The following is a 22,440-nucleotide window of genomic DNA, read 5'->3' as shown; positions in this document are numbered from 1 at the left end:
GGCATGACTCCTAGAGCACGCCGGTGGCTTCAGTGAGCAGCCAGACACCAACGACCAGCAGGACGGCGCCCACGGCCACCGTCAGGCCGAATTGCCCCCAGGTTTTGCGGCCCGTGTGGATTTCCGCATAGGTACCGTAGGCGTGGTAGCAGACACCGACAAACATCGAGGCGACCACCAGCAAGGCAACGAGCATCACGATGTCGTAACCGTAATTGCGCAGCGTCTCCATGATGCCGGAGCCGGTGCCCCTCGACGGATCTTCCAGGGTTGGGAGGTCGGCCCGGGCAAACGTCGGCAGCATGGCGAGTGTGGATGCCGAGGCCAGGACGGCCATACGTGCCGAATGCAAGCGATACGAAAGCAGGTTCATGATGTGAGCCTTTGCGTTAGGAGAGCAGGAAAAAAGTCAGCACCACGTACATCGCGATAAACCTCACCGCAACGCCGACGAACTGACGCTGGGAAATCCGCTGTTCCGACCAGCCGACATAGGCTGTGCGCAGGGCCCATACGCCCCACAGCAGCAGAGTTGCGAACACGGTGCCGAGCAGTACGCCGGCGACAGCAGAGGGGGTGAAGCCTCCATTGGCCTGAAAGGCAGCAAACTGGTTGGCGTTCATCGGTCATCCTCCTGTTCGGCGTCCTGGCGGTAATCGCCAAGCAGTGCAGAGGGATCGCGTGGCTGTGCACGCTGGGGCGTCAGGTAGTCGTTGATGCCCGACTGCATGCGCTGCAGGTCAGCGTCCAGACGCCGATAGTCGAAGTGATAGCGGGATCGTGACTCGGGGGCGGTGCTGGCGGATTGTTTGGCCAGACGGTCAAGCAGGTCGAGCTGGCGGGCGACGGCCGCCAGGTGTTCACGCTCATACCCATCGTCAGCTGCGGCGACGAGCTGAGTGATGAAGATACTGGTGAGCAGCAACGCTACGACAGGACGTCGCCATGCGTAAGCCGAATTGTGAAACCTTGCCATTACGCCATTTCCGATGGACTCGAATGGCTCGATGCTGCGGGGATGGCTGGTGGAAAGCCGCAAACAATGGGGAGTTACTCCTCACCACTTTCCTTACATACATTTTTTCGGTGGTGTTGCGTTGTGCATTCTGAAGAGAGTGGCAGGGGCGACTGTTTCATCGCAGAACAGCTATCTCTTCATCTGTGTCTCTGCGTATCGAAATCGTGGACGCTAAGGGCTGATATATTGTCAGATTTCACTTTAGCATTCTGATTGGAGTGCTAATCGCTTACTAGCGCTCCCATGGGATGTTTATTGACAACAGTAACGAGGCGTGAGGTAATTGTTCTCATGGGAACTGAAAATAGCCTTAAGCGTTCCTATGAGGATGATAAATGAGTACACCACTGCCGTTACCCGTCGAGCGGGCGCTCCGCAAGCTCGGCAGCGACATTGAGCTTGCACGCAGGCGTCGACGGATTTCACAGGCCTCGCTTGCAGAGCGAATGGGGGCTTCTGTATCCACTGTTCGGCGCATGGAGAAAGGGGATATGCGGGTGCCTATTCATTTCTTCGCCCGCGCCTTGCACGTGTTCGGTGAGGTACAGGCGCTGGCCAACCTGCTGGATACGGCGCACGACGACATCGGGCTGACGCTGATGGATGAACAATTGCCTAAACGTGTACGCAGTAAACCGCCGGCATCGGGGGCATTATGAAATCGGTTACTTCAGTTCGCCAGCAAGTCCAGGTCTGTCTTGGTAAGGCGGGAATAGCTGTTGGCACTCTTATTTACGTCAAGCAGGGGCGCCGCGAGAACACCACCTTTGCCTACGAGCAGGGATGGTTGGGGAATCAAGAGGGGTTCAATGTTTCTGCCGATCTCAGCCTGATCTCGGGTTATCAGCCACGTAGAGCTCCCTCCGCTCACGATTCGGTCTTTCATTTCGCCATTGCCGATACGACACCGGACGCTTGGGGACGCCGGGTCATCGCACGTGACCATGCCAAGCGTCGTAAGGGTAATCCATCGCTCGCGTCGCTGACAGAGATGGACTACCTGCTGGCGGTTGACGATTTCAGCCGGATCGGCGCGCTGAGACTGCGCGATCAGAACGGACATTATTGCCGGACGATTGAAGATGGACGGCGCGCTACACCGCCACTGCTGGAATTGCAGCGCATCTACCAGGCCAGCCGGGCAGTTGAGAAAGGTCAGGAAAGCACTGAAGATTTGCGTTACCTTCAGGGCAAAGGCACATCGCTCGGCGGGATGCGCCCCAAGAGCACGGTGGTCGATGAGGATGGTGCACTCGCCATTGGAAAATTCCCAAGCGTGGGCGACACCCGTAGCGTGACGCGCGGCGAAGTGCTGGCCTTATGCTTGGCTAAACAAGCAGGTATCAATGCCGCGCCGGCCCGTATCATAGAGCTGGATGGCGTACCGGTCGCTATCATCCGCCGTTTCGATCGCGATGGTGCTGATGGGCGTATTCCATACCAGTCCGCCGCGTCTTTGCTGCAGGCGTCGCGCGAAGAGGATCGAAGCTATACCGAAATTGCCGATGCTATCCGTTCCGTGGGGCATGCACCGACCGCAGATGTGCAGCAGCTGTGGCGGCGACTGGTTTTTAACCTACTGATCACCAATGTGGATGACCACCTGCAGAACCATGGCTTTCTTCATGTGGAAAAGGGGCTCTGGCGGCTGGCACCGGCATTCGACGTCAATCCCTTCCCGGACAAAGAGCGAGAGTCGAAAACCTGGCTGTCGGAGGAGGATGGACCGATCACCGATCTTGAGATGCTGCTGGCGCGGAGCACCTATTTTTCGTTGAGTCGGGAGGATGCGTTGGCCGTGCTGGCAGAAGTGTATGACGCCGTGCTGGACTGGCGGCAGATTGCGCTCAGTGCAGTGGTGGGGTTGCAAGCGAGCGAGTTGGACGATTTTGCTCCAGCGTTTGAGCACGAGCAAATGGAGGCGGCGCAGGCATTACTGGCCTGAAATACCGGTCAGCACTTATAGGTATTTTTTGAAGCTGCCTGCTGCGAGGTCTGTTGCGGCACCTAACAGAATTGCGCAGGGAAGCAAGATAAGAAGCGGGTGTGCGCTGACGGGTAGGGTCAGGTAAAGGACCCAAGGCATGACGGCGAGAGGCATCAGACTGGCCTTTGCCCGGTGGTAGACAAAGCCTGACTCACGGCCCGCACCAAAGCGCCTGATGTCCCGCCGCACCAGGCCATCGACCAGTCCGACGAAAGCTGCCATCAGGAATAGTGGGATGGTCAGTACCAGCACCAGCAGCCGGACGAGGAACACCAGTAGCGTGTACGCACTGGCGATCAGATAACTCTCCAGATACACATAAACCTGACTCAGATAAAAACGAAAATCTCGACCCGTTCCATGGCTGGGTGAACTGGCCTTGATGGATGCATTGCGCATCCAGTCGATGAGCCCGCTTTTGACGAACACCCATTGGTAAGCCGTTTCCACCAACCAGGACGCCGTTCGTCCCGGCTCCTGCACCACGGCGCTGCGCATGAAGTGTTGTGAGAGCTGCGTCAGTTCGTAGTCCAGCATGCCTTGCGCGTGCCGCCAGCCTTGATCGGCCCAGAACAGGTGCATACCCACACATTCGATCACGATGGACAGAAACAAAGACCCCAACAGCACGGCCACAAACCGGAATGGCAGCGTGATGATGCCGGTGATCAAACCCTGCTGTTGGGTCTGCTGGCGCTGCGCTGTGTTGGCCGGGTCACTCACGGTTGCGCCTCTCAGCAGTCGTTTCGGCGGTCGCCATATGCCGGAACCCGTCAAGCAGGTCATCAGGTAGGGGGGCATCCTGCAGGCCCGGTAGTGCTTTGCTGTCCCACCAGTCACCCGCCTCGACATAGTGTTGGCGCATGTACCCAGCAAGCTGCTGCAGGTCCCTGGGCATCACTTCGTCAGGGGCGGATGCCGGCAGCGGCATGCGAATCTTCCAGAGGTTGCCGCCTTCGATCAGTGCAAAGCACTGCCCCTTGGGCAGGCCAACAACATGGGCGGGTTCGATCAGGGGCACACTCGTCGTAGTGATGCGGTCCTGGGTGTTGCTGGTAAAATCGGTCTTGCCGTGAATGTCTGAGCTGTCGGTGGCGCCGCTCATCAGCGAGGTGGTGTACACCTCGACCTTGGGCAATTGTTTCGTGAGTAACTCGGCGGTCGCAGTTTCCCGCACCCTCAACATAAACAGATTGTTGAAGTTGCCGACCACCTGACCGGCTTTGGCGCGGTTGCCAATACGCGCTTCAATGTCACTGAGCGTTTGCGTGTAGGCGGTGACCTGGAGACCGGCACCGCCGCCTTTGTTGACCATAGGGATGAACTCATCACCCATCAGTTCGTTGAACTCGTCGGCGTGCACGTTGATCGGTACTTTGACCCCAGACGCCGTGCCGGGTAGACCATCGTCAATACCGAACTTGTATATGTGTCCAGCGACCGACACCAAGTCGCTGAACATGCTGTTGCCCACGGCGGCTGAAACCTCGGCATCCGAGAGCGCATCAAGGCCCACATACACCACGGCCTTCTTCCGGATAATCTGCATCCAGTCGAAAATGGGACGGGGGTCGGCCAGATCGGCATAGTCCGGGGCCAGCAACTGAGAAATCTTGCCGGTCGTGAGTTTTTCCAGCAGGGGCAGCAACGAAGCGACGATCTTGTCGAAGTAGGTGCGGTCATAGCGTACCGCAGATCTGAGCCCGTCCAGCACCGGATCGTAGACCCTGACCTGTGACAGGTATTGTTCGAGCGCAATGACGCGCTTCTCGCGGCCGATCATGTTGCGGGGAGTGTTCTTGTCGTTGAGCCTGGCCTCGATCTGCACGATGACTTCCCAGGCCTTCGGTTCGTTGCTCGCGAAGTAGTGCTGGGCGTACTCGATGAACAAGGCATCGATGTTCACCACATGCCGCTGGATCAGCAGGTAGTCGGGCCGCTGCCCCAGCTCGACGAGTGCACGGGCGATGATGTTGACGAAACGCCAGGCGAACTCGCGAAACGCCGCAGAGTTGCCCTCGCCGGAGAGTTGGCCGGCAATGCGCGTGGCCACCTCGCTGATGCGGCCAAACCGGCCCACGGCGTTGTAGCGCGCACTGATATCCGGCCAGCCAAGATGAAAAACATAGAACTCGCCCTCGCGCCCGGCGCGTTGGGCCTCGACATACATGCGCTTGAGCAGGTCCGCATCGCCTTTGGGGTCGAAGACGATGACCACTTCGTGCTCGCCAACTGCGTTACGCCGCCGGATGTCCTGGGTGATGAACAGCTCGGCGAGTCTTGTTTTGCCCACCCGCGTGGTGCCCAGGACGAGTGAATGCCCAACCCGTTCCCCCAGCGGCAGCGTGACGTCCACCTCATGCGGTTCAATGCCATGCAGGCGCGGCATGCCACCGACTGGAGGTAGCGGCCGCGCCGGATTAAATGGGCTGTCCCAGGCCGTCAGTCGGGCAAGTTTTGAGAGTGGAAAGGGTGCGAATTCCAGCCGCTCTTCCAGGTAGCGGGCGATGCGGTAGGCAGCCGTGGGTTCCACATAGCGACGAAACTCAGGGCGGTACGTTTGCATCAGCCGATGCGTGTGCCGTTGATCCCAGCGAAACCCCCGACCGATGAACAGGCGCTGCTGACTGACCGGCACAGCGCGGCTGGTCATCACGTACTTCGGCAGACGGCGGATGTTGCGCCGATAGCGCAGGATAAACCGTGCCTCATGGAGCCGAATAATGCCAAACACCAGGAACGCCAGGGTTGATCCCAGGCCCAGCAGTGGATTTAACGCGAGCGACCATGGCGCCACCAGGCACAGAAGCGCGGCAGCGGCGCAGACGGCCACGGTGTACAGCTCCACCGCTGGCCGTAGCAGGACTTCCACCGCATGAGGCTGGGCCATGGCGAGTGGCTCACTGCTCAATGCCGGTGGCAGTGACCAGTACGGGGTAATGGCGCAACCCCAGGCGTTCAGCAAGATCGTCGCCCGATACCGGCGACAGTGTCAGGCCCGGGACCAGCCCGCGCAAGGTGGCAAGGGCGTCGGCAGATGCCACGTTGACGACCAGGCCGACCGCATTCAATTCGCCCAGGATTACTGCACGCTCGCGTAACCATTGGCGCGAGCGGTCGTCATCGCCGATCAGAAACATTGGCCGCAGCCCGGGGGCCTGGATGACCCTGCGCGGCTCCTCCCCCGGCGACAGGCGTCCGGAACGAACCGGCAGCATGTCTGTTTCGCTGAAACGTTGCTGTGACGGATGAGGTGCGGCGAGGGAAGGGGCTAACGGCTGGTCCTGGCGTGGTCGTAGATTCAGTGATTGGTAGTAGGGCCATGCCGAAACACCGCCACGGTCTTCGACCACGATCAACGAGGTGGCGTCTGCGAGCGCTCCCCCGGTGGCCAGGCATAGCAGGCCGAACAGCGATGGGGCGGCGATTCGTAGAGGAGAATGGAGCTTCATAGTGGTGTTCTCCTGAGGGAGTTTTCAGCGAGGGCGCCGCCGAGCACGCGCTGCAGGTGCTTGTGCACACTCGAGCGGTAGCGGGCGGCCGCTACCCCTCCTGCCGGACGGTGATAGCGTCCAATGGCGAGCAGCCAGTCCTCGCCGTCGGTGTGCTGTTCGCGCAGAATTTCCGCTGCGATAGCGAGGTTGCGATACGGGTCGAGCAGATCGCAGGGCTGCGGGTAGCGGTGCTTCTGATAACCCAGATTGACCTGGCCGAGGCCGGCGTCGACCCGTGTGGGGGGAACCTCCCGCAGCGCCTTTTGCAGACCCGCACAGGCTTTGGCGCGGGAACTGAAACGGTGCGGCGCGCCCGCCACATTCAGGGTCCAGGGCCACGGCACCAGCCGGCCATCGCGTTGCAGCCCGCTCTCCTGCAGCGCCACTGCATACAGCACCGTTGAGGGAATGCCAGCCTGCTGCGCGGCGATCTGATACGCCGGAGGCGGTACGTCCTGCGCGCTGACGGGGACGATGATGGCCATCCACCCCAGTACCACGAGCCGATGACGCCAGCGGGTCACTGCCGTTGCCATTGGCCACTGACCTGTCGCACAACGGCAGGCAGGTCCCCCGGCAGGCCCAAAGACAGCCAGCGACCGGCATCGTGGTTGAGCGTGATTGAACCGTTGCGTACGCGATCTGGATTGATACTAGCGCGTTTTGCCCAGTCGCGAATGAGCGCGTCGTTGGCGCGGCTGCCAACCATGTAGAGGTCGAAGCCGACATCGGATACCAGCAACTGCTGAACCGCCAGGCCACAGGGCGCGCAGCCGTCCTTGATGAACACGGCGATGCGGTCGGTGCTGTTGGCGGTGGTGGAGGAATTGCCTGAAGTATGGCCGGGCAGGGTGATACGTTGCATGCCCGGGTGTAGACGTTGCCAGGCGGTGTCGTAGGCCCGCTGGTATGCCAGCGTCTTTTCGACGCGGCGGGCTTCAACCTGGACCTGCAACTCGGCATAGCGGTCGCGTTCTTCCTCGGAGCGCGCTTCGATGCCGAGTGCGGTCAATGGGTCGAGGTTGGGCGAAAAGATGCCCAGCGGTCCCTGCATTAATTGGCGATAGCGAGCCCATTCCTCCGTGCGCAACCCCCAGTCACGAGCCTGTTGTTCATCGCTGACGCGTGAGGTCGCTGTTTGTTCCTCGCTGGGCGCGACGGTGGAGGCAATCGTGAGAGCGTTCTGTGCGATCACCGGAGAGTTAAAGAAGGCGATCAGGCTCAGCGTTAAAGCGCGGAAAACAAGATTGCTGTTCATCCGGAGCCCCTATGGCAGCGTCAATCGATGCGTCTGACCGTCGTTCTCGCGCTGGAACACGGCGGTCTGGCCATCGATGGCTTGCAGACGCCAGCCGCTGTCGGTCTCACCGGGACGCAGGACGCGCATTTCGGAAAAGGCGGCATTGCCGGTTGGCAGGATCGACAGAAATCGTTCGTCGCCGCGAAGCTCGATCCCCATAACCGTAAAAGGTAGGTCCGCTGCTTGGGTCGGCTTTGTCGGGTGTGTCACACGGCTGCGCACCGGTACTGGAGTCGTCTGGTTGGGTTTGTCCAGACGGGTGGTCAACTGGTCGATGCGTGTTTCCAGGGAAGACAGGCTGGCTGCTGTCAGACGCTGCTCGAGTCCGATTTCGATGGCGGTCATTCGTTGCTCAAGTGTTTTGCTATCAGTCTCATAACGGGCTTGTGTCAAGGCAACAGGCAGTTTTAGCAGGGCATCGAGGCGCTGGCTCAGATCAGTCAGCCGGGCTTCCAAGGTAACAACCTGGCTGCCCTGAGCGCTGGCGCTGGTCTGGGTGGCCAGACTCGACAGCGAGACGTGGTTGACGATCGTGGCTGCGCTAATCAGGATCAGCCATGCGATGCTGGCCGCACGCAACAGCATGCTGTGGGAGTCGCCTGGGGTGGATTGAAATCCCCTCATGGCCTGGCCTCCGTTTTCAATGGAGGCCGCGCTATGTCGACAGGGGATACCGGCCCGGATTGGGGAAGTGCACTACCGGTGGTGGGCTGCACTGCGCGTGTGAAGCAGATCCGGCGTGCGCCGTCGTCGACCTCCAGATCCCAGGCAGGACCGGCCAGTGTGAGCAGGGCATCACGCAACAACAGCGGGCCCAGTCGGTAGTGCGAAGCCGGTAGCGGGAGCGCATTCAGCGCTGCGATATCACTGCTGGAACACAACTGGTAGCCAGAACGGAGCAGGACATGACGCAGGGCGTCCCCAACGGTGGCTGTGCGTGTGCCGGGAACGGTCACGTCGACGACCTGAAGCAGCAGGTCCTGTTGCGCTGATACCGGAGCCAACTCGACCAGGGTGTACCGGCCATAACGCACCACTGAGATGAACTCCGGCACCCCGCGCGCGGACGCGCTGGGACCTTTCTCTGCGGGTTCAACCGGAGTGGGTGGAGTCGGAGCGGATGCCGTCGTGCAACTGGCCAGAGCGGCTGTCATCAGTAGGCAGAGTAAGACCCTGCTGGGGTGATTTTGGCTGAATGCTGGCATCGGTCGGTTCTCTGGAGCGTGGAACCGACACCATCGCCTCACAAGGTCGGTGTATCAGCAAACAATAGGATTCGCCGAGTCACCAGATTGATCATGCCTTTGGCCTCGCTCGGAAACTCTGCCTTAGGCCAAGGGGGACAGGGGCCGAGTTAGGCCCCCGGGCGGTGAAAAAAGTGACTGACCGGTACTGGCGACCGGAAGTCGGTAGATAATCGCAAGAGCGGCCTCAGCGTTCTGACAGTAGCCGGATCATGGTGGCACTGCGGTCGGCCTCGGACATGATGCTAAGGCTGATTTCGCGGGTGACCACGTAGAATGAATTGAGCTGCCCGTCGATCTTCAGCGCGGCGCTGTTGGCGTACCAGGTCTCGTCGGAAACCTGGCCCCAGTCGCCATGCGCATGACGTTGAAAGAACGGCATTGGATCAAGGCGACCTTCACGCATCAGGCGATCGACGCCCTTGCTGAAGATCAACGCGCCAACCGGAAACAGCAGCTTGGAGTGGCGGCGGTGGTATCTGGATGAATGTGCCATGGAAGTCTCCTTGTTGAGGACCGCAGCACCCTTGGGGATGATGGGCCCCGACAGGTGGATAAACCGACAATGTCGGCTTTCAGGGTGCAACTGCCTCGACGAGTAATTGAATGATCATGAGACGGCGTTGCTCGTCAGTGATAACCACCCACGCCAATCGTGGCGTCACTTGATAGCGTGAGGCCAATGCCCCCGGACTCAAGAACAGCACTGGTGGCAAGGCACTCAGCCTCATCAAGTTCGCTCCAGTCACCGTGCAAATGGCGATGCAGAAAGCGTTGGGGGGCAATCAGTCCCTTGCTGTCCAGCGACTGCATTCTGTCGCTGAGCTTCAGGGGGCCGCTTGAAACCTGGGGGCGGAGGAGGGCCGCGCGGAGCGCAGACGTGGAAGGTATCGAAGGCTCATGGTAAAGCTCCTTTGGGATGAAGAAATCGATCGCTTACCCTTGAACAGGCGGTTGCTTCCGATTGTGGATTGAGGCGGCACGAGGGCTGCCGGCAGACAAACATCACTAGCACAGCCGTCGGCCATCAGGTCTGGGTATTCGTCGATGCGCAGTAGCGGTTGGATGACGGATGCATGAGGCATGCTGATGTCCTTTCGAAGAAGCAGGGACGGCACCAGCCCGCGAGGCCAGTACAGCCCCTTGGGGATTGAAGAACGCTCTGGCAGGAACGATGTGTGAGAACCGCAGACTCTGCCCGGAGTGGGCGCAGTCGGCGTACGGTCAAGCTTTGAGTTGCCGCAGACCTTCGGCCAGCAACCACAACGCCCGATTGAGGCGCACGTTCTGGTCGATGCCTTGCACAGGGCGTGTGCGTTGATGGCGACCGTTGGTGGTCCGACTAGACAGACCTCCTTTGACCAGATTTTCCTGTACTCGGTTAAACACCGACCACAGATCCGTGCGTTGGTCATCGAACCGGCGTGTCGCCAACACCTGGCTTTCAGTGATCGGCAGCACCTTGTCCGGGCTGTCGTACTTGAGCATCAGTGCCGAGCGCGCAAAGACCTCTGCTTCGCCATCGTCGAGCGTGATAGCTCGCATGGCTTCGTGGGAGTCCTGTACCTGGTCGAAGCCACGCAGGACTTCATAGGCGCCCTCGATGACATGTTCCGTCACGTTGCCCTTGTGAGGCACACGGACGTCGCCGACGATGTTGCCGCACACCAGACCGTTTTGGCAGACGAAGCGGAACATGCCAGCCAGCATCTGATAGCTGCTCGTGCCGTCGTGACTATTGAGCAAGATAATTTCATTGGCCTCTTTGCCATTGATCTGGCTCGCATGACGAAGCCGGAGCATGTGCTTGGTGAATTCACGACGGTCTTCGTGACGCACGCGGGTCTGGCATACCATGAAGGGCTCGAACCCTTCATCGCGTAGTTTCGCCAGTACAGCGCAGGTCGGTATGTAGCTGTACCGTTCGGAACGGCTTTTATGCGGGTTTTCCGCGAATATGGACGGGGCGACTTCGTGGATCTGGTCATCCGACAGCGGATGATCAGCACGTAGCACTGGGGAACGTGATGCAAAACGAGAGGCAAGTTGCATGACAAACTCCTTGAAAATTGAGCAGCCGACAACGACTGGCTAGGAGCCAGACGAGCACGAGTGCATAGGACAAAAAGCCCCGCGATGCAGGGGCTGGACGAAAATTGGCAGGAAGAAGCCCATCTGCACGTCGGTCGTACCGATGTGGATGGATACGCCATTTAGGCAACGAAGGAAGGCCGGGGCTTATTTCGGCCCGAAGTCAACCCCACGAGGGTTGAATCGAAGGACCACCCCGGCGTTACGGATCAGAACGACTCGGCCAGTGCCGGTGTTTGTGCATCGGTGGCTTCGTCGACAGGTTCTGCAACAGGCTCGGAGCTTTCCGAAGCGGGTGCTTCCTGGCTGACAGGCGCTTCGGAAGCCGCTGGGGCTTGCGATTCGCTTTCATCGGCCTTGGTCGACTTCGGCTCGGCCTTGTAAACCAAAGCGCCGTCGATTTTGATCCAACTGATGAACAACAGGCGGGCCTTGAAGCTCACGCCCTGTTCGCCAGCACGCTTACCTTTGGAATAGGTGAACGTGTCGGCCCACAGGTCGCTGAGTCGGAACCCGATCATCACTTTCTTCTCAGCCTCGACAGCCTCGATGCAGCGACGAACCAGATTTTGTGCTTCCGAGCCCGAAACGCGCGTATCAAAACGCACGTACGAGACGTCGTCGCTTGGACCATTGAGCGCTGCGATATCGCAGGCCAGGAACGGATCACCTTTCTTTGGCTTCACTTCGCGAACGCGATTGAGATAACCGAGGCCGGTGATGTGAAGATCGAAAAAGGTTTTTTCGGATGAAGTGGTCATGGTGAATCTCCAGACTTGAAGGACAAGAGTGCGGAGACACACCGACCCGGACGGGAGGTGTGTAACCCCCGCGTGGGTCGATGGATCCTGAGATCCTGTACAACTAGATTGGCATCACCATCGATGGCTCGATGGGCATTCGCATCTGGGATGCCGGGTGCGAACTGGATCGATCAACGCGGACGGAACCGCGCCATAGCCTTGAAGATCATGGCTATCTGGGCATGTCGCTGACAACGTCAGCAGAACATGGCTGTAGCGTGGCACCCGTGCGATGTCCCCGCTACCGGAAATCGGTACTGGCGCGTATTCCCATTGATCAGTCGCCGCAAAAACAGGCGATGGACTCTTCGTCGGAGTCGAACATGTCGCGCTGGTGGGCGGAGAATCGGGCCAGGTCGGCGTAGGTCGGGCCATCGTTGCGAAAGCGCGCGCCGCTGGGTTTGCTGGCAAGATTCAAAGACTCCATGCGCATCCAACAGACGGCGGACTCTGGTTTGGCCTTGATCAGTGCCAGCCGCTGTCCCTGTGGCTTGAGAAAGCACAGGTCGCAGTTGCCTTCGAGCGTGCGGCCGTTCACGGTCAGCAATTCCAGGTCGAAGGGCTGAGCCTGCCAGAAGGCAGTCACCTCGCGCACGCTCACGCCAGCCTCGGCCAACGGCATGCACATTGTCTTTCTGCTGGACTCGGTGGAATGGCCGCGCGCGCTGATCTTCGTCACGCGGCGCTGCTCGTCAGTCCGGATGCCGATGAACTGGTCCCAATCGGTCCAGCCCAGGCTGCGTACGAACTTGTGCATCGCGCGGATCTTCAGGGAGGTGGTGCAGCCCCGAGCTACCGGGTTGGGCAGGTACTGGCGCTTGCGGATTAGCGCCTCAAAGGGTTCGCCTTGCCGGCTGACGCTTGCGAGATCGACCACCGCGAAGCCGGGCAGCGCATCGCGGTATTCGAGCCATTGGATTGACACCTGCCACCGTACGCTGCACTCGCGCCACGAAACGCAGTGTGGCCTCCACATCCTTGCCGGTGTTGGCGAAGCAGACCATGGTATCCGCAGGCAGGCCCGCATTGGCTTGCAGCACTTGCCACAGCATGTAGGCGCTGGTGCGACCGTCGCTGAAACTGATACAGGTGGGTTGGTCGATCTTGAACGGGGTGCGCATGTGAGCTGTCTCCAGGCTCGCGTACCGGCGGGCACCGACGGTAGAGGGAGCTCCTTGTGAAAGGAACGAGAGACAGGCATGCGGTCACATGGCCGCTGCTCAGAAAAAGCCCCCGGATGGAGGCTTTGTGATCAGATGGTGAGCTAGCCTTTACCTGGCTTGGACGCAACGGCTCGCAGCGAAAGCTGTATCGGCGTGGCCGACAATTCAAGATCGTCTTCACTGTTGAGGATGCGGGTGAAGACAGCATCGTGGGGATCAAGATACTCCCCGAAGTCATCCCCGCCAAGCTCGGTGCGGGCGAGTTCCCACCAGTTATCGAACGGATCGGTGTCAGGATCGCAGCCGACGGCGTAGGCCAGCATCTTTTGCTGCCCATCGGGTGTACGCTCGCCGAACTCGGCCAGGAAATACACCCCATGATCCTTGGCGAGGATGAGGCGGCCCTTGTGAGCGATAGCCTCGGCCAGCACAGGCCGCAAATTTTTACCTTTGAATCGCAACATGGTGATCTCCATTGCTTGAGGAAAATGCTTCCCGCCAAGAAGGCAGGAAGCTGGACAGGTAAGGAGTGGCGTTGGCCGACTGATCAGTGCCGAATCGGCTTGCGCCCGTCCGACAGGATTTCCACCTGGATCTGCCGCCAATGCCCGTCGTCGATCAGGTGTGCCAGCGTTTCGCCGAGCATGTCGAAGTACACCTCGTCCACGCGCTGGATGAGTTCATCAGCGTGGCGCAACTCCACGGCGTAATGGTCGCCAGCACGGTCATAGAGCACCGTGACGCGGCCCGGGAATTTCACCGTGGAGATCGTGAAGCGAGGTAACGGGTCGACCCAGGTGGAAATCCCTGGCCTCGGCATCCACCAGGAGGTGGGTGATGCGCCGGAAACCATCGGGAGCGGGCAGTTGCTCCAGTTGATGAACGAGCTCCGGCAACTCCGGGCAACGCAGTTTAGGAACCGGCAACTTGGCCGGTGCTGATCCGAGAATGTGTGTCTTCACCGTGTATGGAGTGCCGTCCGAGGCCACTTCTGTGCGCTCTTCGGGCGTATCCGCGCGAAGACCGTCGAAGCGGCGACGAACATAGGGTTGGACTTGTACCTTGGTGCCTTCGTCGGGTTCCTGGCTCACCTGGTGGCGATCCAGTACGGCGAATTCGGCACGACCGATCTTGACCACAATGACCTGATCGGTCTTGGCGACAACTTTGCCCTCGAAGGGCTGCGGGTCCATACGGACGCCGAGTGAGGATTCCTGCGGAAGGTCTTCGTAGATGCGGAACTTGAAGCTGCGAACATTGCGCGGAATATGGTCCGACACCAACGTCGGCATCTGCGTGCGAATGGTTGAATGATCCATGGGAGACTCCTTTGAGGAAAACAAGAGACTCCTGCCCGCCAGGGAGGGTATCCCTTGTGGGTTGGGTAAATAGAGGCTGTGTGCATCAGGGAGCACAGTGACCAATGCGCAATGCCGCACCGAAGTCTTGAAGGTCTCGACTACCTGGGATGTTGCCGGCTAGGCCAGCGAACAGGCGCTCAGAATGACATCGCCACATGGTAGTAGGCCCGCGTCAATCGGCAACCGGCGTGCCCCGCATTTGTCGTTTCATCCGGGCAGAAAAAAGCCCCTCGGATGAGGGGCGAGAAGGTATGTCGTGGCAAGGGTCATTCTTCGTACAACGGCAGGCCGTCGAGTACCGGTGCATCGGCATCGAAGATCAGGAAGCGAACGTCAGCTAACGCTGCCAGATGCAAGACCTCAAGCAGGGACTCTGGCATACCTTTGTCCTGATGCTCCCGCCGCAACTGCTCGGCGGTGATGTCTTCGACGTACTGCAGGTTGGCGTCGGTCCAGGGTGTGGTAATCACTTTGATGCCGATCGCCGGGCTGTATGGGATCCGGAAAGCGACGAACAGAAGGCCGATCGGCGTGGCGATGTCTGCAAGCTCTGTCAGGTAGCAACCAGCTTCTTCGGTGATGTGTGCCGTGCTGATTTCCCAGCATCGGCTGTAGAAGCCGGTCTCAAAAGTCAGGTGCCGTACAACTTCCCGCGCGTCCTCAGCGGTGTAGGTATCGCCGATGTGGATGGGCTGCCGGGCATCGCCGCCGAGGACGGCGTAGACCACAGAGCGGACGATGCCTTCGGTTTGGCACTGTGCCTCAAGGTCGTCGCCGACCTCTTGGCCTTCCGTGATCAGCGCGAAGTCGTTGCACAGGATGCAGGGAAACTGCGCGATTTGATCGTCCAGAAGGTGTGCTTGGCTGGGATGAAGTTGCCGCCATACGGGCGGGCTGTCGTCCTCATAGGTGATGCAGAGAGTACGAACGACATGCAGGTTTTGGTAGCCGCGGATAAAAGGATTGGGAGTCTGAGACATGGTATTTCTCCAGCAGAGGTTAGGCGGAGCCCATCCCCAACAGGGGGGCGGGTCCCAGTGGGTGAATAAATGCAGGTGCTTCAGTCGAAGCACTCAGCGTCGGAGGTATCAAGCAGCAGCTGCGCAACGCGCGCTCGCAGGTTCGCTCGAATATGCAGGTCGGAGATGCCGACAAGCAGGCTCACCGTCTCGCGCTTGAGTAGGCACGATGTTTCATCGATCTGGTTCTGCAGCACGGCCTCGCGCAGTTGTTCGCCGAGATTCAGTGCCTGTGTTGAGTCGTGGGTGGAATATCACCTCGTTGCTGATGACGCAGCCATGGCCGCCGAACTCGAACAGTCGTGATTTGCTGCACAGTGCCATGGGAGCCTCCAGAAGACGATGCGCCATAGGCGCGGTGGATTGACTTCGCGTAAGCCGATACGACGGCAGTTCTGAACGGGGCAGTGCCATGCGCGAATGAAGAAACGCGGGGTTGCGCGGGAATGAAGAGCATCGGCGCTAGGTGTGGCGCACGTCCGCGTAAAACGATGCGTAGCGGACTGGATCGGTCTACGTGGAACCTCCACGTCGCAGCCTGGGGACCGTGGCTGCTGGCATGGTGCTGACCGGAGTTAGCAACAGATGGTGACAGAATGGCAAAGCGGCTTCATGGCGTCTGCCGACAATGGGCTTTTTGCGCGCCCCTGTTATTGCAAGACCTGTTGCAGGTGTCGTCCGAGCTAGGCCCAAGGCACGGCCATTGAGTTGCCAATGGCTTTGCAGCGAAGTGCACGCGATACGGCACCAGGGTGTAGTCGTCCGGTATGCCTTAAAGGCGGGGGCACTCCTTGGGCATCACCCGGCGCCCCCGTCATGGGTATCTGTCCGCTGTGCCGGGGTATTCCCGTAGTAGCAGAAATAGGGTTTCGTAGTTCGGCACCGGTATGGGGCTTTTGTCATCATTACCGGTGCTGACGCCTAATGTATGGCGACATGCCACTCTCCCTGTTCGGCGGCCAAGTTCATGACTTGGGTGCGGCGGCACACGCTGCCGTACCGAAGGTGTTGAAGGTGCATGTGTCCATCTTCTGTTCTAGTTGTGGCGAAGTCACCGGGTTCTGGACAGCCCGCAGGCAGACGGCGTTCAAGATGCGGAGAGGAACAAGGCGCTGGAGGCAGTACGCCTCCAGCGGGGGGATAGAGAAACCACCTGTGGCTGTCGCAGGGACGTGGCCGTCGTCAACGCCTGTCGCTGGAGCAGATCGCACCCGACCCGTTTCGTGGTTGGGGTCGATATCTTTCGGCGCACATCCGCGCACAAAAGGAGCCCGTTGTTTCACCGGCGGGCACCGGAGGCGAACACCGTCGTCCCCGAAGGGTCTCCTGGCATCTTGCGCGCAAGGCGCCAGGAGATCCTTCGGGCCGGACGTAGAGAGTGCCGATCAGCAGGCCGTGTATCTGGCCGGGCAGGAAAGCACCTTCAATCCTCCCGGCGACACGAGCCGCAGGAGAGGTACATGCCATTGCAGAAGGCGGGGACATGCTTGGGACGCCCCGCGGGTAGCGGGGCCATGCCTGACAACCGCTGGAAAACGCGGCTGGGGCAGGACGTGTCTGGCAGGCGTCAGGAAGCCCTGGGAGCGGTCCGCCGCTTGCGCGGAGCGGCTCGCTTGCCACCGGACGATTCGATCGCTACGGTGCCTTTACAGTCGGGATAACGGTTGCACGACCAAAAGGGACCGGTTTTGCCGGTTCGCTGGCGTGTAGCGCCGCCGCACAGAGGGCAGGCAGGGCCTTTCGGGATCTGGATAGCCAGGGTGGTGCCGCTGTACTGCTGGATCAGTTGCGTGATCCAGGCCGACTGTTTCGCAATGAAGGTGTCCAGGGTCAACTGCCCGGATTCGATCATGTCCAGTGCCTGTTCCCAGATAGCGGTCGTGCCCGGGTCGGCGATGGCCGCGGGAACAGCGTCGATCAGGGTGAAAGCCGCCTCGGAGGCGCGGACGGATCGACCTTTTTTGACCAGGTAGCTTCGGCCCAGCAGGCCGTTGATGATGTTTGCACGGGTGGCCTCTGTGCCGATGCCCGTGGTTTCCTTCAACTTCTGCTTCAGGCGTGGGTCGGTCACCAGTTTGGCGACACCCTTCATGGCTTTGATCAACTCGCCCTGCGTGAACGGCTTGGGCGGCAGTGTTTTCAGCGCTTTCAAATCGACCGGGCCGACCTGGCAATGTGTGCCCTCGGATAGCGGCGGCAGGATCTGGCTGCGTTGGGCGGGCTCGTCGTCCGCACCGTCGGGTATGTCCGGCCCGCTGTTGATTATCGCCAGGCGCCATCCCAGGACGGCAACCTGCTTACCCATCGCCTGCAGTGTCTGGCCGCTGGCTGACAACGTGGCGACTGTTCTGTCGAACTCATGGTGAGGTAGAAACTGGGCCAGGTAATGCGAACGGATGAGCCGATAAACGGCCAGCTCCTTCTCCGACATGGCAGAAAGGTTGGTCGGCTCCAGCGTGGGAATGATGCCGTGGTGAGCAGTGACTTTCGCATCGTTCCAGGCGCGTGAGCGTTGGGTGCGGTCGAGTTGGTCGATCAAGGGGCGCAGGCCGGGATCGGTGGCAAGCATGGCGTTGAGTACTGTCGGCACTTCGGCCAACATGCTCTCCGGCAGGTAGCCTGAATCCGAACGGGGGTAGGTGGTCGCCTTGTACGTCTCGTACAGCGATTGCGCGATGTCCAGTGTCTCCTGAACGTCAAGACCAAACTGGCGCGAGCAGACCTCCTGCAGCGTGCCGAGGTCGAACGGGAGAGGCGCGGCTTCACGAACTCGCTCGGTTTCAACGGACAATACCTGCGCCTCGCGAGTGCTGCCGATCCGGCCTGCTGCCTGCTGGGCAGTTCGTTGGTCCAGGCACCGACCTGCAGCATCGGTGGTGGAATCGGGCGGCGTCCAGTTCGCGGTGAAAGCATTGCCGGCGTGCGATAGCTGCACTTCGATGGACCAAAACGGAACAGACACGAATCGGGCGATCTCGCGGTCGCGATCAACCACAAGACGCAGCGTGGGCGTCTGCACACGACCGACCGACAGCACGCCTTGGTAACCGGCCTGGCGGCCAAGCAACGTGAACAACCGGCTGAGGTTCATGCCGATCAACCAATCGGCGCGAGAGCGGGCGAGCGCCGAGTAATACAGCGACAGTGTCTCGTTCGAAGGTTTGAGCGCATCCAATGCCTTGCGAATGGAGGCATCATTCAGTGCCGACAGCCACAGCCGTTGAATGGAACCACGGTAGCCGCACAGATCGATAATCTCGCGAGCGATCATCTCGCCCTCGCGATCGGCATCGGTGGCAATCACCAGTTCGGTGGCCTGGCCGAGCAACTGTTTGACGACCTTGAATTGCGCGGCAGTGGAGGCCTTGACCTCGCTGCGCCAGCGCTCGGGAAGAATGGGGAGCTGTTCGATCGACCAGCGTTTGTACTGTTCGCCATAGGCTTCCGGTGGTGCGGCTTCGATCAGGTGACCAATGCACCATGTCACGACAACTCCTGGTCCGTTGTAGCAGCCAGTTCCGCGCTGTTTCGCACCCAGCACGCGGGCAATGTCTTTGCCTTGCGAAGGCTTCTCGCACAGATACACGCGCATGTAGCCTCCCCGGAGTTGGCGTGGTGTTCATCGAATGAGTACCAGCATGTCCGGGGAGAGCGCGAGAGACAGCAAACAAGGTGGACTCGATAATGACCGGTTTTTTGAGCGGGGGATTAAGGTTGCGACAGTTGAGTCCAGGGTCGTTTAGGAGATCGTCAGAGAAGGCGCTTCGTTTTGGTCGCGCGCGGGGAGTTCAGTGGACGTCTATGGCGCTATACCCTGGGTATAGAGGTGTTTGATAGCGGCCGGTGCTTTTCTGGCCGACAGGCTCTGGCGCATTGAAGGCGACCATAGACTGCTACAGCCGCCCTCGGATCAAGCATCGGGTTCTTCACGCCACTTCAGATAGTCATCGCCAGGGAAGGCCCGGTGACGACCGGTGTGCCCGTCGGCTTCATCGAGGTCACCGTCTTCAAATTCGTAATAGGCAGAGCCCTCCTGGTCGTCAGCCTCCCAGGGTTTTGCGGTCCACAGGACATGAAGCTCTTCATCGCTCAGATCCTCGCGCAGCAAGTAGCACAGTGCGTCAGGATGGACCTCTTCAATCTGTACATTGAATAGCGTGGCGAATCGACGTCGTGCAGCCTCTTCGTCGGTCTGGGCTTTCTCATAGGCTTCGATCTCGGCCCAATACGTGGCCTCCTCCTCGTCGTACTTGATCTGCGCTGCGACACGTTGTGCTGTGTCAACCCGGTGCTGCGCCTCGATGAGCTTCTGGTCAGCCTCGGCACGTGTCAGTACCTCCGACCCAGTCGGGTGCCGGGGAGTCGGTGTCAGCCACAGTAAGAAGCGTGTTCTGGTAGTCGATGAAGGCCATGTTTTCGCCAGGAACCGGGTCGACGACGACAGGGTCGTTGCTGACATCTTCGATGGTAGGTGGAAGGCCGCGTTTCTCGCGACCGCTGCCGGCACGGCCGACCAGATAGCGTTCACGCCAGGCCTCGCCGCGCGCTCGCTTTCCATCGCCCTCCATGCTCGTGGTGTACTTCATCAGCCACAGGTGCATGTAGCGCTGGCGTTGCTCGCTATGCTGCAGCGCCAGGTCATGGAAACGCTGATAGAACGCTTCATCATGGCCGCAATCAAGACTGTCGCCTTCGTGGGCGACCTCGTGCTCGATGAGGGTAAAGATGTAGGCAGCGGCCCTGAGCGGACTCGATTTGAGCCGCTTCACAAGGGTGACGTCGATGGCGATGTAACTGCTGCCGTCGGTCCACGCCTCGGCGATGTTGGACTGTCCGAGCAGAATGTGAAGCGATTTACCCTCACGGACCTGTCCCCCGTATGCAGGCCGACCACTCGTGCACAAGGCGGCGTAGTGATGCAGGCACCAGCGCAACGCCGTCCAGGCGCGGCGTGTCTCGCGATCAAGCGCATCCTTTTCCGTCAAGATACGGGTCCGCTCAATGAACGTGTCGCGCAGTGTGGAGAAAGCCAGCAAGTCCGGAACGAAGAGGCCGTTGAGCCAGTACTGTGTGCCGTTCAGTTCCACGTCCTGTTTCAGGTTCGCATGGATTCGCACGATACAGTCGACGAAGTCCTGTGCGCTGTAGCAGCCGAAGCGGTCGAGTGTGGCGGGGTGAATGATCACGGCGATACCTTCGCGGGCGATGGCTTCACCCTTCGGGACCTCGAAGGCGTTATCGACCACCGCGAACCTGCCGCCTTGCCGCTGGTTATGGCTGTAGCGGCATTTGCGCAGAAAGCCCTCAAGCGACACGTGCCGCTTGCCGGGCAGAAGCGTGATGACCTCTTCCCGTGAGTATATCTGGACGATATTGGCATCGCCCGAAAGCAGCGCCCGCGCGGACTTTTCACGACGCGCTTCGGTCTTGCGATGATCGCCAAGGCGGGATGCGATCTGGTCAGCCATCTGGCCGAACTGTTTGGCAATGGCTTTCCACACCGGACAGGTCTTGCGCAGAATCTCGGTGCGAGAGACGTTCAGGCCTACGGCCTGCTTGGATACGATGAGGCCCCCGGCACCCCACATATGCGCGGGGTCGTGACGCACCAGTACGCCCTGGTTGTAGATGGAGACCGCGCCGTCCGCTTTCACGCGATACCAGGCGCACTCATCCTCGGCGTCCCAGCGCTCTATAAGGGGATCGCGGGTGATGCGCTGGCCATTCAAAACCACGCTGACGGGAGTGTAACGCACCAAATCCCGAACCTCCTGGATCGCCGACATCAGTTCTGCATCACTCAGGACTTCGTACCAGTTGCCGGAGATCGAGCAGCCCGGCGACGCGTCCTGGAGGTCGTCTAGGTCGTAGTGATAACCCATCGCACGGGTATCGACGGTCATCATCCAGGCATTGGAGCGCCAGACTGTCGCGGCATGGGCCATGATCTGGCCGCGCCCGAGGCGGAAACGGCCATAGGTCGCATCGCCTTCATCATGTGGCGTGCCGAACCGGCCGAAGTAGCAAACGACATCTTCGCGGCTGGCAAAGCCCTGGCCGTCGTCGCTGCAGCTGAAGCCGGTGCGCGACAGCGACAGATGCACGGCACTGGCGCTGGCATCGACCGAATTCATCAGCAACTCGATGAGGGCTTTGCCGATGGAGCCCGCCTGGCTGTAAATGATGTGGTGGATGATCTGCGGATCGAGCTCGAAGGGCAGACGCATGGGACCTCCTCATGACTTCAGGTCAACACTGGGATAACTGCACCGTCCCTGGGAGAGGAGGGACACGGGATCATTGATGCCTGCGATCAGCGTATGTGTCGAAAACCAAACCGAACCCCTGTTGCGCCGTATTCAGCGGGAGTGGGCGTGATCGGTCGACGTTTGCGCTATGAAAGGGTGTTTTCAGACGCGTCGAGCAGGTCGTACGTCAGAGCCGCGACCGTATCGTCACGCATCGCTTCAGCGACCGCAGTGGACGTCAGTGGAACAACTTGACATGATTCCGAGATAGTTAGGGCGCTATGCAACCGGATGAGCGTCAGTTCAAAAATGACCTGCAATGAGACTGAGGTGATGGCGAAGACGCTTACCGATGCATACCTGGTGCTGCTGTTGGCGGCGACTATTCACGGCACCGATGCAGCCGTGCGTGATACGGCGAAGCGTTGTGCGAAAACGTTGCCCAGAAGCAAGCGGGATGTGATGTACCAGATAGTCGACAGCAAGGAACCGCTCAAGCTTGTATTCCATATCGCGGAGAATCTGGACTGATGTGGCAATCGAGGAGAGTCTGCAAGAGTAGCTGGAAGCCATGGGGCAGCGAATGGAGGCCGTAGGTTGGTTCTCCGGGAGCTTCTCCATGTGCCGCGAACTGCGGATCTCAGTGGAACTCCATGGACGCTGGCTGTTGCCCGGTGAGCGACTGGTGGTTGGCGCAATCGCTCAACGGGAA

22 protein-coding genes and 2 pseudogenes are annotated in these 22,440 nt (G+C 60.0%); 3 read left to right on the top strand and 21 right to left on the bottom strand.

Annotated features, from left to right (window positions below; translation table 11 throughout):
• Positions 1-10: 10 nt before the first annotated feature.
• Genes PSAKL28_RS15310 through PSAKL28_RS15300 form a run of 3 tightly spaced genes read right to left on the bottom strand, consistent with a single transcriptional unit; the run spans position 11 to position 976 of the window.
• Positions 11-337: a TIGR03745 family integrating conjugative element membrane protein gene (locus PSAKL28_RS15310; protein WP_228392642.1), complete on the bottom strand. Its 327-nt coding sequence runs from the start codon at positions 335-337 to the stop codon at positions 11-13.
• Positions 338-389: 52 nt separating this feature from the next.
• Positions 390-623 (bottom strand): TIGR03758 family integrating conjugative element protein, encoded by a 234-nt coding sequence (locus PSAKL28_RS15305; protein ID WP_038612047.1) that lies wholly within the window; start codon positions 621-623, stop codon positions 390-392.
• Positions 620-976: an integrative conjugative element protein, RAQPRD family gene (locus tag PSAKL28_RS15300; protein ID WP_038612044.1), complete on the bottom strand. Its 357-nt coding sequence runs from the start codon at positions 974-976 to the stop codon at positions 620-622. Before PSAKL28_RS15300 ends, PSAKL28_RS15305 begins: the two co-directional genes overlap by 4 nt.
• A gap of 377 nt (positions 977-1,353) precedes the next feature.
• Here PSAKL28_RS15300 and PSAKL28_RS15295 point away from each other — a divergent pair, with 377 nt between their 5' ends.
• Complete coding sequence (locus PSAKL28_RS15295; RefSeq protein WP_024718120.1) at positions 1,354-1,677, top strand: helix-turn-helix domain-containing protein; 324 nt, start codon at positions 1,354-1,356, stop codon at positions 1,675-1,677.
• Positions 1,674-2,963, top strand: a complete 1,290-nt coding sequence (locus PSAKL28_RS15290) for a type II toxin-antitoxin system HipA family toxin (RefSeq protein ID WP_038612036.1) — start codon at positions 1,674-1,676, stop codon at positions 2,961-2,963. The genes PSAKL28_RS15295 and PSAKL28_RS15290 overlap by 4 nt, the downstream gene beginning before the upstream one ends.
• Before the next feature lie 15 nt (positions 2,964-2,978).
• Here the strand turns inward: PSAKL28_RS15290 and PSAKL28_RS15285 are convergent, their stop codons facing one another.
• The 18 genes and pseudogenes from PSAKL28_RS15285 to PSAKL28_RS15210 all read right to left on the bottom strand — a co-directional run bounded on the left by PSAKL28_RS15285 (position 2,979) and on the right by PSAKL28_RS15210 (position 21,707).
• Positions 2,979-3,728 (bottom strand): TIGR03747 family integrating conjugative element membrane protein, encoded by a 750-nt coding sequence (locus PSAKL28_RS15285; protein WP_038612033.1) that lies wholly within the window; start codon positions 3,726-3,728, stop codon positions 2,979-2,981.
• Complete coding sequence (traD, locus tag PSAKL28_RS15280) at positions 3,721-5,895, bottom strand: type IV conjugative transfer system coupling protein TraD (protein ID WP_038612031.1); 2,175 nt, start codon at positions 5,893-5,895, stop codon at positions 3,721-3,723. Before traD ends, PSAKL28_RS15285 begins: the two co-directional genes overlap by 8 nt.
• Before the next feature lie 10 nt (positions 5,896-5,905).
• Complete coding sequence (locus tag PSAKL28_RS15275; RefSeq protein WP_038612028.1) at positions 5,906-6,457, bottom strand: integrating conjugative element protein; 552 nt, start codon at positions 6,455-6,457, stop codon at positions 5,906-5,908.
• The gene (locus PSAKL28_RS15270) at positions 6,454-6,984 is read right to left on the bottom strand and encodes a transglycosylase SLT domain-containing protein (protein WP_257011804.1); all 531 of its coding nucleotides are present in this window, start codon (positions 6,982-6,984) and stop codon (positions 6,454-6,456) included. The genes PSAKL28_RS15275 and PSAKL28_RS15270 overlap by 4 nt, the downstream gene beginning before the upstream one ends.
• 35 nt (positions 6,985-7,019) lie before the next feature.
• A complete protein-coding gene (locus PSAKL28_RS15265; RefSeq protein WP_038612022.1) occupies positions 7,020-7,757 on the bottom strand; it encodes a TIGR03759 family integrating conjugative element protein in 738 nt (245 codons plus the stop codon).
• Between the two features lie 9 nt (positions 7,758-7,766).
• A complete protein-coding gene (locus PSAKL28_RS15260; RefSeq protein ID WP_257011803.1) occupies positions 7,767-8,384 on the bottom strand; it encodes a hypothetical protein in 618 nt (205 codons plus the stop codon).
• A 35-nt stretch (positions 8,385-8,419) separates the two neighbouring features.
• Positions 8,420-9,004 carry a PFGI-1 class ICE element type IV pilus protein PilL2 gene (pilL2, locus tag PSAKL28_RS15255; RefSeq protein ID WP_051939405.1) on the bottom strand — a complete coding sequence of 195 codons (585 nt, stop codon included), beginning with the start codon at positions 9,002-9,004 and terminating at the stop codon, positions 8,420-8,422.
• 226 nt (positions 9,005-9,230) lie between these two features.
• Positions 9,231-9,539 (bottom strand): hypothetical protein, encoded by a 309-nt coding sequence (locus PSAKL28_RS15250; protein ID WP_038612016.1) that lies wholly within the window; start codon positions 9,537-9,539, stop codon positions 9,231-9,233.
• A 728-nt stretch (positions 9,540-10,267) separates the two neighbouring features.
• Positions 10,268-11,095, bottom strand: coding sequence for a DUF932 domain-containing protein (locus PSAKL28_RS15245; RefSeq protein ID WP_038612013.1), 828 nt, complete (start codon positions 11,093-11,095; stop codon positions 10,268-10,270).
• Between the two features lie 248 nt (positions 11,096-11,343).
• Positions 11,344-11,895, bottom strand: coding sequence for an STY4534 family ICE replication protein (locus PSAKL28_RS15240; RefSeq protein ID WP_038612010.1), 552 nt, complete (start codon positions 11,893-11,895; stop codon positions 11,344-11,346).
• A gap of 319 nt (positions 11,896-12,214) precedes the next feature.
• Positions 12,215-13,058, bottom strand: a pseudogene (locus tag PSAKL28_RS15235) (adenine nucleotide alpha hydrolase family protein).
• Between the two features lie 143 nt (positions 13,059-13,201).
• Positions 13,202-13,564, bottom strand: coding sequence for a DUF3085 domain-containing protein (locus tag PSAKL28_RS15230; RefSeq protein ID WP_038612007.1), 363 nt, complete (start codon positions 13,562-13,564; stop codon positions 13,202-13,204).
• 83 nt (positions 13,565-13,647) lie between these two features.
• Positions 13,648-14,419 (bottom strand): annotated as a pseudogene (locus PSAKL28_RS15225) (GTPase).
• A gap of 308 nt (positions 14,420-14,727) precedes the next feature.
• Complete coding sequence (locus PSAKL28_RS15220) at positions 14,728-15,441, bottom strand: DUF5983 family protein (RefSeq protein ID WP_038612004.1); 714 nt, start codon at positions 15,439-15,441, stop codon at positions 14,728-14,730.
• 80 nt (positions 15,442-15,521) lie between these two features.
• Entirely contained in the window at positions 15,522-15,677 is a 156-nt protein-coding gene (locus PSAKL28_RS27695; RefSeq protein ID WP_157687037.1) for a hypothetical protein, read from the bottom strand.
• Between the two features lie 1,370 nt (positions 15,678-17,047).
• Positions 17,048-19,072 carry a DNA topoisomerase III gene (locus tag PSAKL28_RS15215; RefSeq protein WP_038612001.1) on the bottom strand — a complete coding sequence of 675 codons (2,025 nt, stop codon included), beginning with the start codon at positions 19,070-19,072 and terminating at the stop codon, positions 17,048-17,050.
• Positions 19,073-19,390: 318 nt separating this feature from the next.
• Positions 19,391-19,588, bottom strand: a complete 198-nt coding sequence (locus PSAKL28_RS28025; RefSeq protein ID WP_218918506.1) for a hypothetical protein — start codon at positions 19,586-19,588, stop codon at positions 19,391-19,393.
• Between the two features lie 205 nt (positions 19,589-19,793).
• Positions 19,794-21,707, bottom strand: coding sequence for an ATP-binding protein (locus PSAKL28_RS15210; protein ID WP_051939401.1), 1,914 nt, complete (start codon positions 21,705-21,707; stop codon positions 19,794-19,796).
• 354 nt (positions 21,708-22,061) lie between these two features.
• On the opposite strand from PSAKL28_RS15210, the gene PSAKL28_RS15205 reads away from it, so the two are divergent.
• Positions 22,062-22,259 carry a DUF7740 domain-containing protein gene (locus PSAKL28_RS15205; RefSeq protein WP_033050350.1) on the top strand — a complete coding sequence of 66 codons (198 nt, stop codon included), beginning with the start codon at positions 22,062-22,064 and terminating at the stop codon, positions 22,257-22,259.
• The last annotated feature ends 181 nt before the right edge of the window (positions 22,260-22,440 follow it).

The sequence above is a fragment of the Pseudomonas alkylphenolica genome, from assembly GCF_000746525.1.
Lineage (GTDB): Bacteria > Pseudomonadota > Gammaproteobacteria > Pseudomonadales > Pseudomonadaceae > Aquipseudomonas > Aquipseudomonas alkylphenolica.
This window is presented reverse-complemented; position numbering and strand designations above follow the sequence as displayed.